The organism is Bacillus sp. FJAT-27251 (genome assembly GCF_001273925.1).
In the GTDB taxonomy this organism is placed as follows: Bacteria; Bacillota; Bacilli; order Bacillales; family Cytobacillaceae; genus Mesobacillus_B.
This window is the reverse complement of record NZ_LIGG01000001.1, coordinates 2,937,893-2,951,035: the sequence shown is the minus strand read 5'-3', so window position 1 is coordinate 2,951,035 and position 13,143 is coordinate 2,937,893. Positions and strand designations below refer to the sequence as shown.

Below are 13,143 nucleotides of genomic sequence, written 5' to 3'. Positions count from 1 at the left end.
TCCTATTCAAAAATTCTACAAAACCTCAAAAGCGAGCAGGATGATTATTGATAGGAGATTAATTTCGTAAGGACAGCAGAATCCTTTTGCAGCAATTTTTCAAATTCTTTGGGAGCCTGATCAAGGTTCACTGCCTCTGTTATAAATGGGCTGACGTCAATCCGCTTTTCTTTAATCAGCCGAAGATATTCTTCCAGATTCCTGCCTTCTGTCCAGCGAACATATTCATACGGGTAATCAATCGCTTCCCTTTCATACACCTTGTCGTATCTTCCAGGTCCGCCTGCCCGGCTTATAAGCAGTTCAGCTTCCTTTGAAAACATTAGATTCCGGGGAAAGTCAGGTTCGATATCACCAACGATTACTGCCTTTCCTTTATTGCGGATCCATTTTAAACATTCTTGGGTCAGTGAAGAACGTTTCCCGCCTGCACATAAAAGAACCGCGTCAGCCCCTTTGGATTTCGTATGAATCCGGATCGCCTCTTCCAGCTCTTCGACAGTTGCAAAAGATTTGATATTTTCTTCCTGCAGCATTTCTGCCCTGCTTTTGGAAAGATCATAGGCTATGACATTGTATGCAGCAGCATTTGCGATCTTGGCTATTAGCTGCCCCAGGACACCTAAACCGACGATAACAACTGTTTCACCAAATTGCAGGTTTGCGATGCGCAGTGCATGAATCGCTATAGCGCCTAGCCCGCCCAAAGCGGCTTCTTTAGGATCCACTGATTCAGGAACCTTGGCATACAAAGTTTTGGGGACGAGCAAATATTCATCATGATGGACGTATGGGGCACCATAACAAGCAACCAAATCACCTTTATTTACATCAGTAATTTCACTTCCGCATTCAACCACTTCTCCCATCGCACTATATCCCAAATGAACTTGTTTATTTTCACTATAGGAAAGCAAAGTTAGTTCCGTTCCTGGCGAAATGGCTGAATACATGGTTTTGACTAATATATACGATGGTTTTGCTTTTATATCAGGCACTTCAGCTTCAATAATTTCAATTTTCCTGTTATGTGCCACAATTCTTTTCATATAAAGTCCTTCTTCCGTCATTTATTTAGCAAACCACTTTGATAAATTCGCTTTTACAAATTCATCATCATGCAAGTGGGGATAGCTTTCATAAACGCGATCCAATTCCTTTTCCTGGCCCGGGCTGAGGGCTTCATGGTCAAGCAGGCACCAGTTCCCCCTCAGCAACCCCTGTCTGGTCAAAACTTCATTGATACCGGCAATGCTTCCTTTGAACCTGTGCCGGGAATCAAAAATCGCTGCATTGGCATCCGTTATTTCCTGCCCAAGAGTTAGCAGGCTCGCCGGAATGGCCTCCTCATTTTGCGCCTTTTTTATAACGTTAAAAGTCTCAACCACCCGTTTTGTCCAGACGGACCAGTGACCAAGGAGCCCGCCAGCAATTTTCTTTTTCACGATTCGGTCTCCAATATTGAATTGGTAGGTCGTAAGTAAATCATTTACGATGTTATCGTCATTGCCCGTGTATAACGCAATTTCCTCATTGCGGGGAGAATGGCAAACGGCACGGACAACGTCAATCGTACAGTATCTGTCGAACGGAGCAATCTTAATGGCATAAACATTTGGGATCGAAACAAAGCGCTGCCAAAATTCATAAGAGAAAATTCTTCCGCCTACAGCCGGCTGCAGGTAAAATCCAAAAAGAGGAATAACCTTTGCCACTTTTTCAGCCCGTTCAATCAGTTCATCCTCGGAAAGATCGCTTAACCCGCCMATGCTCAGGAGCCCCAAATCATATCCGATTTCCTTGCTGAATTCTGCTTCCGCAAGCGCCTGCTCCGTCGGCCCGCAAATCCCTGCCACTTTAATAAAAGCCTCAGACACATTGGATCTCTTTGCTTCTTCGATCGCAAGGGATAATACCTTCTGATACAGGTTAAACTTGGGGTCACGAATTTCGAATTGGGTGGTATGGACACCGACTGCAATTCCCCCGGCACCAGCGTCGATATAATAGCGTGTTAAAGCCCGCTGCCCCTGTTCATCCAGCTGCCTGTCTTCTGTCAATGCGAGTGGATGGGCCGGAATCACTGCACCTTCATGAAGCTTTTTCCTAACAGCCTCATCCAGCATTAAAATGCACCTTCCCTTTCCTGGAAGTGGGTTGGCTTATTGAGCGTCTGCCCGTCACGGATGACCCAGTCCGCAATCATATCGACCATCTGCTGGACCGTGACCTTTGGATAGCCAAACAATTTGTGGGCATGTGAGGCATTATTAAGCAGTGCAGTAGGACTTTCTGTGTGGATGAGCAATGGCTCCTTTCCCATCCTTTTTCCGAATTCTTGGGCCAGCCATCTAATGGATAACGTTTCGGGACCTGTCACATTCAATATTTTGGGAGGATGATTTGCATGCAATAAGGAGCGGATCGCATATTCATTCGCATCTCCCTGCCAGATCACGTTTACATTTCCCATTGTCACATCAATCGGATTTCCTTGATGTACTTGTTTGGCAATCTCAAGCAATACTCCATAGCGAAGATCAATGGCATAATTTAATCGGAAGAGAACCATTGGGGTTTGATGTTTATGAGAAAAATAGGTTAATATCCTCTCTCTGCCCAGGCATGATTGCGCATATTCCCCAACTGGGTTGGGGGCTTCGTCCTCTGTGCAGCAATTGCTTTGAACCGCGGTAAAAGGATAAACATTCCCCGTTGAAAAAGCCACAATCCTCGAGCCTTTGAACTTTTCCGCTACCCGGCCCGGAAGGTAGGCATTCATAGCCCAGGTGTAATGTTCATTGCCAACTGTTCCAAATTTCGTCCCAGCCATATAGATTATATTTTTCACCTCAGGAAGATTCCGGAGGTCAGCTTCATTCAACAGGTCAGCTTTGATTGTTTCAATTCCGCATCCCTGTAACTCCTGAATTAAACTTTCATCTGAAAATCTCGCGACACCAATGACTCTTTTGGGCCGGCCTGACTGATCAACCGCTCTTTTCGCCATTTTTGCCAAAGTCGGGCCCATTTTCCCGCTTACACCCAGAATCATAATATCTCCATCCAGCTTCTGAATGTCCCGGACTAGCTCGTCGCTTGGCATTGACATAAAATCCTCTAATTCCGCTATCGTTTTCATGAAGTCCTCCTAATTTGGGTTTTGTGTTATAAGCACGAACATTTAAAATTTACACTATTATCAGTTATTTTTATTCTATAATCGAGGTCATTAAAAAGACAAGTCTTTAAATGGTCTTTTAGTAGACATCTTTGGAATGCTAAAATTAACTATTTGACAATTCGGAAAGTTGAACTTAATCTATTAGTAAGATTATATAAAGACATTTCTTTAAAGAGTCTTTTAATGGAGTTGAAAAAATGAATGGTAACCAATTATCCGCAAATGCAACTGAAATCATTATCGGCATTGTAGGTCCTAAAGCGCTCAAGAACGAAATAATGAAAGCGCTTGAATCCTTTCCGAATTTCCAGCCTGTTTTTCTTCATGCAACACCCTCGACAATGGAACCGGAAGTGATGGCTGATTTTATCGGTCGGGTTGAAGTCCTCTTATTTACCGAGTTCCAAACATTCTTCAATGCCAAACAGCTGGTTGATTTTCCTATCCCCGCGCAGTACGTCCCTTTAATGGGAACTGGACTTTATCGGTCGTTATTTTTGATTCAAAATCAATATGATTATCACCATTTCTCGGTCGATACAGTTGAAGAGAAATACCTGAAAAGGATCCTTTATGATTTAGGCGAAAAAGATTATGCATTTAAATCCTTTCCTCTTTATAATCAATCCAGTTCAATTCAATCGATTGTCCAGTTTCATCAAGACAATTATCAAGAATCAGGGTCCATTGCTATTACCGGATTGCAGGAGGTTTCACTGAAACTAACAGAATTGGGCATACCGAATGAATGGGTCACTCCAACTTATCAGGATTTAATTGTCTCCCTCGAACGTGCTTTACTCGCAACCGAAGCACGGAAAAATAAAGAATCCCAAATTGTGTTTGGCATCATCGATATTGATAAATTTGAAAAAGTAACAGAAAAATATGCAACCGAACATGAAGTGCAGGTACTTAAGCTGAAGTTTCAGCAAATGATGCTAAATTATACTAAACTGCTGGATGGCCATTTGATCAATTCCGGCGGCGAAGAATTCTCATTCATTACCACTCGTGGCATTTTTGAAAGAGAAACCCGCGGTTATAAATTCATTCCTTTATTGAATTCTGCCAAAACCGAGCTGGGTGTCACCATAAGCATAGGTGTTGGGTTCGGCCGCTCAGCCGCCGAAGCAGGCAGCCACGCACGCATCGCCCTGCGCCAATCAAAGGAATTAGGCGGAAATGTTTGTTACATTGTCCGTGAAGACCAAAGTGTCATTGGGCCAGTCGATATCATAACAGATACCCAATATGAAAAATATGATCTTTCCATCACAGATGCTGAGCTGCTCAAAAAGGCGGAAATGGCTGGGATGTCGGCCGCCTATATGACGAAGCTGATGGCAAGGGTGGCACGCCATAAGAAGTATGATTATACAGCCCAGGAATTAGCCACAACGTTGGATATCACAACAAGAAGCGCTCATCGAATCCTCTTAAAATGGATGGATGCAAATTTGGTGGATATTGTAGGAGAAGAAAAAATCACCTACAAAGGAAGGCCGAGACGAATCTATCGTCTTAGCTTTATATTGGCTGACCACAGTTAGAGATTGGGATTGGCCTTGTTCTTCCATTTAAAAACATAATTTGCGGGCATGTAATTGGCCCGCTGTTCCTGTTTCCTGCTCCCCCTATTTTTCCCTGCTCAAATCCTTACCTGCCTGCCTGTCTCCCTGCTTTCATTGGCAGCTTCGATAAAACGGATGATTTCCTTGGTTTCCTTTATAGGGACGACTGGTTTTCGATCTTTAAAAAACAGCATCACCTGCTCCAGCAAACTCGCATAGTAGGGTTTTGATGAAGAATCTATACATACAATTTCATTTCCTTTTTCAAAATGAATAAGAGCACCAAAGCTATAATTTCCTCGAGCATTTCCTCTTACTGTACCAATTCTTCCATCTTTCCATTGGGAAATCATCCAATCAGAATCAGCATCAGGATTGGACAGGACGCTTACATGCTGGGCCCCACTTCCAAAAATTGCATAAAGCATCTCGATGGTATGAATTCCATACCAATAATAGCCCGGCTGTGTTTCCATCTTATCCATCGGTCCAAAACAGTCGGCCCCGATAATATTGCCTTTATCCTTTATCGCCAGCGCCTGTCTTAATGGTTCAGCAAACCGTAAGGCAGAAGAACTCATGATGGGAACTCCATGCTGTTTCGACAGTTCCTCCATTTTAATGGCATCTCTTGAACACAAGCATAATGGTTTATCAATGAAGATCGGCTTCTTATACATGGCCAGCTTTTCCACTTGCTGCAGGTGGATCCTTCCATCCACAGATTCCAATAAAATGGCATCACAAATCTCCGCCACTTGTTCAAAACTATCAACCATTTGCACACCGTACTGCTCCACTTTCCTCGTAATCCCGCCAATTCGCGAATAACTTAGCTCAAAATCAGGTGATCCGGCCGGACACGCCGCTACAACCTTCCCTCCCTTTACATGAAAGGGATGAGCCGGATCATTTAACAACTCTGTAAAGGCAGATGCGTGCGAGGTATCCAGCCCAATCATCCCTATCTGTAAATCGCTCATATCCTACTCTCCTTTTAAATGACAAAGCTATTTTAAACCTGATAACTGTATCCCTTCTGTAAAATACTTCTGGAAGAACAAAAAGATTAGGAATGTCGGGATAAATGAAACGGTGGCCCCTGCCATCTCGATACCAAAGTTGCCTTCCTTATTTAAAGTGGAGGCCAGACCGACTGTAATGGGATACATTTTTTCATTAGTCATATAGATCAAAGGCTGGAATAAATCATTCCAGTTGCTCACAAAGGCAAAAGTTCCCACTGTCGCAATGGCCGGAAATGCCAATGGCATATATATTTTGCGGAAAACCTGAAAATCATTGGCTCCATCCATCCTGGCTGCCTCATCCAATTCCAAAGGAATGCCTTGCATGAATTGGCGGACCAAAAATACACCCATGATCGCCCAAAGCTCCGGAACAATTAAAGATTGATATTCATTAATCCAGCCAAATTTAGAAAACATGATGAATTTAGGGATGATGAGCAATTGCGGCGGAATCATAATGACAGCCATGAATGTCCAGAAAACAAATTCCCTGCCGAAGAATTGTTTTCTGGCAAAGATATAGCCTAATAACCCGGCGAAAAACATTTGCGAAAAAACAGGAATAATTGTTATCACAACAGAGTTGAAAATCCACCGCAAAAAGTTATCATTCCTGAACAGATAAATAAAGTTGTTCAATGATGGATCATTCGGAATCCAAAATAACGGGCTTAACGCCGCGAAGGTCGTTTCTTTAAATGAACTTAATATCATGATTAAGAATGGAAGGAGAAAGCTAAATCCCAGAAAGAACATGATTAAATACTTCCCTGCTGTTTTCAACAAAAATTCCAACCCCTTTCGGCACTCTTGCTTTTAATAAAGGCCCTGGTCCTTCCCGAAATATTTTCTTTGAATAAGCGAAATGACGAGGATGATTGCGAATAGAACATAAGATAAAACGGCTGCGTAGCTAAAGTTCAAGTTTGTAAAGCCAATGGTATACAAATAATAAACAATGGTACTCGTTGAGAAGTTTGGTCCTCCACCTGTCAAAAGAAAGGCCGAATCAAAGATTTGGAAAGAACCGATTGTTGTAATGATCAATACATAAAAATGGATCGGCTTTAATAAAGGAAACGTAATCATCCAAAAGGATTTAAAAGTGGAGGCACCATCAATCTTTGCCGCTTCATACATATCCTTTGGAATCGACTGCAAACCTGCAAAATAATAAATCATCGTACTACCCGATACTTTGAAAATACTCAAGCCGGCCAGTACGAGCAGCGCTTGGGAAGAATCGGAAAGGAATAATTGAGGTTCAACCCCAAAAAAGCTCAACAGATAGTTAATAAAGCCCGATTGCGTTCCGGAGAACAGCCACTCCCAGATTCCTGCGACAACAACAAAGGATGTGACAACCGGGAGGAAAAACACTCCTTTGAAAAACTTGGTCATTGCAATGCCCGATTTGATAATCAGTGCCAATATTAAGCCAAGCGCCATTGTAGGAACGATATAATAGATGGAAAATAACACAGTGTTCCAAATCGATTTAATCGCAATTTTATCCTGAAACAACTGGCTCCAGTTTCTTAAGCCAACGAATTCAGAGGTGCCAATAATCCGGTAATTCAGAAAGGTTAAGATGAAACTGTAAACGAACGGGATGATTTGGAATATGGTAAAGTGAATCAGAACTGGAACAAGAATGATATACACAAGGGAATTCTTTTTCCATTCACTTTTTATCCTCGTTGTTAAAGGCGGTTTTATTTTCTTTTCTTGTCCCMAAGGCGCCTGTGGTTTGTTTACTATGACCTTTTCCAAGAAATCACCTTCCTTCTCTTTTGATGGCCAAACCTTTTTTAATAAACAGAGAGCTTTATTCTCTCAGGAATAAAACTCTCTTAATAATAGAAGCTATTAGGTTACGGCTTAGCCAGTTCAGCTTCGATGGCTTCAGCTGCTGCGTCTGCTGCTTCTTGAGGAGTTTTGTCTCCTGCCATCATCGTTTGCACTTCGGATTGGATAAATGGCATAATCGCACGGCCTTTTGGATGGATCACGCCAGGCAGGGCATATTGTGTGTAGGTTGATAGCTGTTTCATATGCTCATTCGAATCAAAGATATCTTTAGCTTCCTCTTGCGTCGGAATATATTGGGTCACCGTATTAAAGATCCGCTGATTTTCCGCATTTGTTACACTCTTTACAAATTGTGCTGCTGCATCAGGATTATCACTGTTGGATGGCACTACAAACATTCCAGTCGTACCATACGTCAGCTGTTCTTTATCTTTCAATGGGGCCGCAATCGAGAAGTCAAATGTGCCTTCTTTTTGCAGCAAGGTTAGGTCGATTCCAGACCCAAGGATAGCCAGCATCTTGCCGCCAAACCATAATTCATTATGGTTGCTTGCTGTAATGGAATCTTCAGGGATATATCCTTTTTCGTACATATTATTAATCATCTCAAAAGCTTTAACACTATCAGCGTTATTGATTTTGACTTCATTTTCTGCCGTTACCACCTGTCCGCCGGACTGCCAGATCCATGGATAAATGGTTCCGTTCATTGAACCGCCGCCAGCATAGTTTAAAGCATAGAACCCTTTTTCTTTGGCTTTCGCTGCCCAGGCGTCAAACTCTTCCCAGGTAGTTGGGAGTTTGGAAGAATCCTCGCCAATTGCCTCAATAACTTCATTGTTATAGAAGAATGTGTAAGCTTCCTGCAGGATCGGCAGCCCATATTTCTTATCCTTCCATGTGGTGGATAGCAATGAAGATTCAACAAACCCATCCAGATCACCATCTTCAAGATAAGGATCCAGCTCCAGGAGCATTCCTACATCCGCATATTGCGGCATTTGGTCAGGAATGGCATAGAATACATCCGGTCCATTGTTAGCTGCCAATGCAGTCAGCACTTTTTGATCTCGGTTGGACCATGGGATGGTTTCAAGATTTACCTTTACATCCGGGAAATCCTTATTGTAGTTTGCGACAATCTCTTTCCACATTTCTTCTTCTTTTGCAGCATCACCCGTGTAAGGATGTACCCATACGGTTATTTCACCCTCAACCTTAGCCTCATCCTTTGAAGCTGGATCATCATTACTTTCATTTGAAGCTGGATCATTACTGCAAGCTGCAAGCATCAGGATAAATGCCATAAGTAGAACCAATATACTTTTCTTTTTCATTCCGCAAATGCCCCCTCATTTTATGTTTTTAATAATGAAAAACAGATAAATCTTTAGCTGTGGAATCCCCCTCCTTAAAACCTTGAATGGATAGAACAAAGTCAGGAAAGCGCTGTCAAAGTGGTGTTGGCACTTTTTATCTCTGTAACATCATTTTAGTTCCTTTTAGAATATTGTGACAAGTCTATAAAGTGTCTTTAAATAGCAACAAACGAAAAAGTTGGTGTCTTGATGTCGGAAACATTGATTTATACATAGTTAAGACCTTGTGGATGCGGAAAGGGGATAGGGAAGACAGGATCCAAATTGGAAAAGGAACGGTTGGTTCCTTTTAAAATAAGTTCTTCCATTTCTTGATGACCAACAACCAGGTAATTTTGGTTATGGGCAAGCTTATACTGAAGGCCGTCTTGTTTGGAAATGTCTATTTTATCTTTTAAGAAAGGACCCAGCTGGTCCAAGAGCAAATCCAGATTTAAAATCTTAATGGTTCCCGGATAAGGCTGTTCTTCTTTCTTGAGTGAGGCCAATTGGACATTCAGAGCTGTTTCAAATGTGGGAACATTTAACAATAATGATTTTAACCCATAGTTAAATGTTTCCCCGATCAAGCGGCAGAGGGCTTCCGGCTCTCCTCCCCATTCAATTACCCGGGATTCTGCCCCCTCCTGTTCGTTATACGGGACACCAAACACTAGATATGCTGTTACCTTTTGGTTCTCTTCTGCTACAAGAACTTTATGTTTCATTTTGAAAATACTGGCAAAACCTGCCGACTCATTCAGGACAGCCATTTCGTAAATACTTTGTTCATACCGGACTGGCCGTTCATGATTGAGTGTTCGGATTTGAAACCAGTCATAGGGCTGAAGTTCCCGAACCGTACAAGGATAATCTGCTTTAAGATCGCCTTGTTCAATTTTGTAGTGATTCATTTTCCCATAAAAAGTACAACCTTGTTTGATGTAGATCGGTAAATCGCCCGAAACAAACAGAACAGATGCACCGGACTTATTGCCATGTTCAAAAACTTTCTGCAAAAGGGTATTTGCCAGTCCCTGTCTCCTGAAGCCAGGGTCCGTGCAGACCGCACCAATGGAATAGGCTTGTACCTCGGCCCTGCCAATGTGAAGAACAAATGGCACCAAGCCGATGAAAGAGACTAACCTTCCATCAATAAAGGCGCCATATGATTGGTTCAATGCGGCAGAAAACACTTCCGGAAAGGCTGGTCCCATTGACACATGCCCTTCTTTTCGAAAAGTCTTATCCGCTAAATCAATTGCCTGCGTGAAATCTTCCTGCTTTAATAACCGGTATTCCGCCATTGTTTTTCACCTCAATTTTGGAGAAGTCTCTTTTGGACCACTCATTTGTTAAAGTTGCCGTGTACCAAAAAATGCAAGAGAGAGTATTTTGAATTGTGTTATAATAACACTGAGTTTTGTGGACCTAATTCCTATTTTAGGGTAAATTTCTTAAGTGACAAGTCTATTATGGGTCTTTAATTGCTTTCGGCTTCTCCTTTTTATCGACATATTCCTACAATGAGGTGACTTATTTGGACAGGTGGGAGAAATTTAATGCATTTGCAGTATGGATGGTAAAGGCAGGTTATTTAAATTTGCTTTGGATTGGCTTTACTTTGGCGGGGTTAGGGATATTTGGTCTTTTTCCATCTACGGGGGCCATGTTTACCATTATTCATAAGTGGCTTCAAAAAGAACCTGTTGGGAAGCTCTTTCCTGCTTTTTGGAAAGCGTACAAAAAGGAATTTATTTCCCTTAATAAATTCGGCTTATTTTTTATATTGATCGGCTACATATTGGTTTATGATTTCATGTTTTTACAACAAAATGCCGGCAAGCTGCAATGGTTAATCCCGGTTACCGGGTTTATCGCAATTTCTTACGTCATGACTTTACTGTATTTTTTTCCTGTATACACGCAATACCGGATGACATTCTTTCAATATATCAAACAATCGTTTTTAATTGGCGCCAGTTCCCTGCTGGAAACGATGATTATGTTTATTTCGTGCATGGTACTGATGATTGTTGTAAGATTCATACCAGGCATCATCCCTTTATTTACCGGCAGTGTGTTAGCCATCGTGATTACCTGGTGCGGCAATCGTGCTTTTCGTAAAATAAAGCTAAAAAACCCCAAAAAAGATCATGTCTCTCTGAAAATAATGCAGTAAAATAAGCGGAGAATTTTCGGTTAAATGCAAAATAGACCTCGTTTCGGGGGTATATAGGGGGAGTTTTTCCGGTTATGCAATGAGAAAATGCCCATTTCAACTTTTTTTCAGTCAATAGGCGGAATCTCTCCGTCTATTTAAGCCATTTACAGGGCTAATTACTAATTAAGAGAAATTTCTCCGTCTATTTCGCAGACTGGTAGAGCGTCCTGCATTGGAGCTCTCTTTTTTTTGGCTTTTTCAGAGTATCCTTTCACTATTGCCTATTCATCTTTTATTTATGGTCCTTTAAAAGTCTTGATTGTTCTCTTTTTTTAATTAAACTCAATAGTAAGCTGGCAGCAGGTACCTTTTTACATAGCCAGGTGAATGTCCCCTATTCAAGGAGGTTAATCAATGGATTTCAGTGGTTTGCATTATTATGTTCCTTCAGCTAAAGCAATTGAGCCAAAGGTGATTGAAAGCGATTTGATTGTATACGGTGCAACTCCTGCTGGCATTGCGGCCGCTGTACAGGCGAAACGAATGGGTCTGACTGTAGTCATTGCCGAATTCGGAAAACATGTTGGAGGAATAACCGCTAGCGGGCTGGGCGCGTCCGATGTTGGCGCAAAAGAAGCCATTGGCGGTTTGTCGAGGGAATTCTTTCAGGAACTAGGAAACTATTACAATATGGAAGAGCAGTGGACGTTCGAGCCCAAGGCAGCCAAATATGTATTTCACAAATGGCTCAAGGATCATGATATCGAGGTCGTGTTCAATCAGCATTTAACAGACGTAAAAACTGAGGACCGCAAAATAAAAGAAATCATCATGGAGGATGGAACCGCTTATAAAGCGAAGTTTTTCATTGATGCCAGCTATGAAGGAGACTTAATGGCAAAAGCTGGTGTCACGTATTTTACAGGCAGGGAATCAAACGCCACATACAAAGAAGCCTATAATGGAATTCAATTTGGCCATCCACATCATCAGTTTGAAAAGTGGGTTGATCCATATGTGGTTGAGGGTGATCCTTCCAGCGGGGTTTTGCCAGGCATTACAGAAACCAGCCTTGAAACTCTCGGATTTCAAGGACAAGGGGACAACAGGATCCAGGCTTATAATTTCCGCATCTGCCTGACGAAAAATCCTGATAATACTGTTCCTTTCCCTAAACCCCCTTTATATGACCCAAACCGTTATACTCTATTATTACGATATATAAAGGCTGGTGTTTGGGATGCGATGAACCTTCATACCATGCTTCCAAACGGAAAAACCGACCTGAACAATTATGGGGGATTTTCGACTGACCACATCGGCATGAATTATGACTGGCCAGATGGAGATTATGAAACGCGGGAAAGAATCTTCCAGGATCATTTTTCCTATAATCTTGGCCTGCTCTATTTTTTAGCAAATGATGAAAGTGTTCCCCGGACCATTAAAGAAGAAGTAAGTCAATGGGGATTAGCATGTGATGAATTCGAGGAAACGGGACACTGGCCGCATCAGCTGTATATTCGCGAAGCAAGAAGAATGATCGCTGATTATGTCATGACCGACCATAACTGTTTAGGCGACAAGATTGTTGAAGATTCCATTGGCCTGGCCTCCTACCAAATGGATTCCCATCATTGCAGGAGGGTGATTATCGAGGGACGGGTATACAACGAAGGCGATGTTGAAATACCGATTTCACCTTATCCTATTTCCTACCGTTCGATTCGCCCCAAAGCGGAAGAATGTACAAATCTACTTGTTCCAGTCTGCCTGTCCAGCTCTCATATTGCCTATGGGTCGATCCGAATGGAGCCAGTGTTCATGATCCTGGGCCAATCCGCCGGAGCCGCGGCGGCTCTAGCCTTTCAGAATGAAACTGCCGTTCAAACCGTTGATTATGACCAGTTGAAAGATGTATTGCTGAATTGCGGCCAGGTCCTTCACTGGGATGATTCCATCGAGGATGACCCTGTGCTGCGGATGAAATCGACTTTTGGAAAGGCATAGATATGGAGTT

11 protein-coding genes are annotated in these 13,143 nt (G+C 42.2%); 3 read left to right on the top strand and 8 right to left on the bottom strand.

Features of this window, described 5'->3' with window-relative positions:
• Positions 1-44: 44 nt before the first annotated feature.
• Genes ADU22_RS13745 through ADU22_RS13735 form a run of 3 tightly spaced genes read right to left on the bottom strand, consistent with a single transcriptional unit; the run spans position 45 to position 3,142 of the window.
• The gene (locus ADU22_RS13745; RefSeq protein WP_053364579.1) at positions 45-1,049 is read right to left on the bottom strand and encodes a zinc-dependent alcohol dehydrogenase; all 1,005 of its coding nucleotides are present in this window, start codon (positions 1,047-1,049) and stop codon (positions 45-47) included.
• Between the two features lie 21 nt (positions 1,050-1,070).
• Positions 1,071-2,126, bottom strand: coding sequence for a dihydrodipicolinate synthase family protein (locus ADU22_RS13740; RefSeq protein WP_197280058.1), 1,056 nt, complete (start codon positions 2,124-2,126; stop codon positions 1,071-1,073).
• A complete protein-coding gene (locus ADU22_RS13735; RefSeq protein WP_053362659.1) occupies positions 2,126-3,142 on the bottom strand; it encodes an NAD-dependent epimerase/dehydratase family protein in 1,017 nt (338 codons plus the stop codon). The genes ADU22_RS13740 and ADU22_RS13735 overlap by 1 nt, the downstream gene beginning before the upstream one ends.
• 239 nt (positions 3,143-3,381) lie before the next feature.
• On the opposite strand from ADU22_RS13735, the gene ADU22_RS13730 reads away from it, so the two are divergent.
• Positions 3,382-4,737, top strand: a complete 1,356-nt coding sequence (locus tag ADU22_RS13730; protein ID WP_053362658.1) for a nucleotidyl cyclase domain-containing protein — start codon at positions 3,382-3,384, stop codon at positions 4,735-4,737.
• A 98-nt stretch (positions 4,738-4,835) separates the two neighbouring features.
• On the opposite strand, the gene ADU22_RS13725 is transcribed toward ADU22_RS13730, so the two are convergent.
• From ADU22_RS13725 to ADU22_RS13705, 5 genes are all read right to left on the bottom strand, one after another.
• Positions 4,836-5,741: a Gfo/Idh/MocA family protein gene (locus ADU22_RS13725; protein ID WP_053362657.1), complete on the bottom strand. Its 906-nt coding sequence runs from the start codon at positions 5,739-5,741 to the stop codon at positions 4,836-4,838.
• Between the two features lie 27 nt (positions 5,742-5,768).
• Entirely contained in the window at positions 5,769-6,545 is a 777-nt protein-coding gene (locus ADU22_RS13720) for a carbohydrate ABC transporter permease (protein ID WP_046522032.1), read from the bottom strand.
• A gap of 60 nt (positions 6,546-6,605) precedes the next feature.
• On the bottom strand, positions 6,606-7,562 hold the full coding sequence (locus tag ADU22_RS13715) for a carbohydrate ABC transporter permease (protein WP_082252859.1): 957 nt from the start codon (positions 7,560-7,562) through the stop codon (positions 6,606-6,608).
• A 101-nt stretch (positions 7,563-7,663) separates the two neighbouring features.
• On the bottom strand, positions 7,664-8,938 hold the full coding sequence (locus ADU22_RS13710; protein ID WP_053362656.1) for a sugar ABC transporter substrate-binding protein: 1,275 nt from the start codon (positions 8,936-8,938) through the stop codon (positions 7,664-7,666).
• Between the two features lie 248 nt (positions 8,939-9,186).
• The gene (locus tag ADU22_RS13705; RefSeq protein WP_053362655.1) at positions 9,187-10,266 is read right to left on the bottom strand and encodes a GNAT family N-acetyltransferase; all 1,080 of its coding nucleotides are present in this window, start codon (positions 10,264-10,266) and stop codon (positions 9,187-9,189) included.
• Between the two features lie 272 nt (positions 10,267-10,538).
• Between ADU22_RS13705 and ADU22_RS13700 the strand changes: the two genes are divergently transcribed.
• Both ADU22_RS13700 and ADU22_RS13695 read left to right on the top strand, forming a co-directional pair.
• Positions 10,539-11,141 carry a YesL family protein gene (locus ADU22_RS13700; protein ID WP_053364576.1) on the top strand — a complete coding sequence of 201 codons (603 nt, stop codon included), beginning with the start codon at positions 10,539-10,541 and terminating at the stop codon, positions 11,139-11,141.
• 396 nt (positions 11,142-11,537) lie between these two features.
• Positions 11,538-13,133: an FAD-dependent oxidoreductase gene (locus ADU22_RS13695; protein WP_082252858.1), complete on the top strand. Its 1,596-nt coding sequence runs from the start codon at positions 11,538-11,540 to the stop codon at positions 13,131-13,133.
• Positions 13,134-13,143 lie beyond the last annotated feature (10 nt).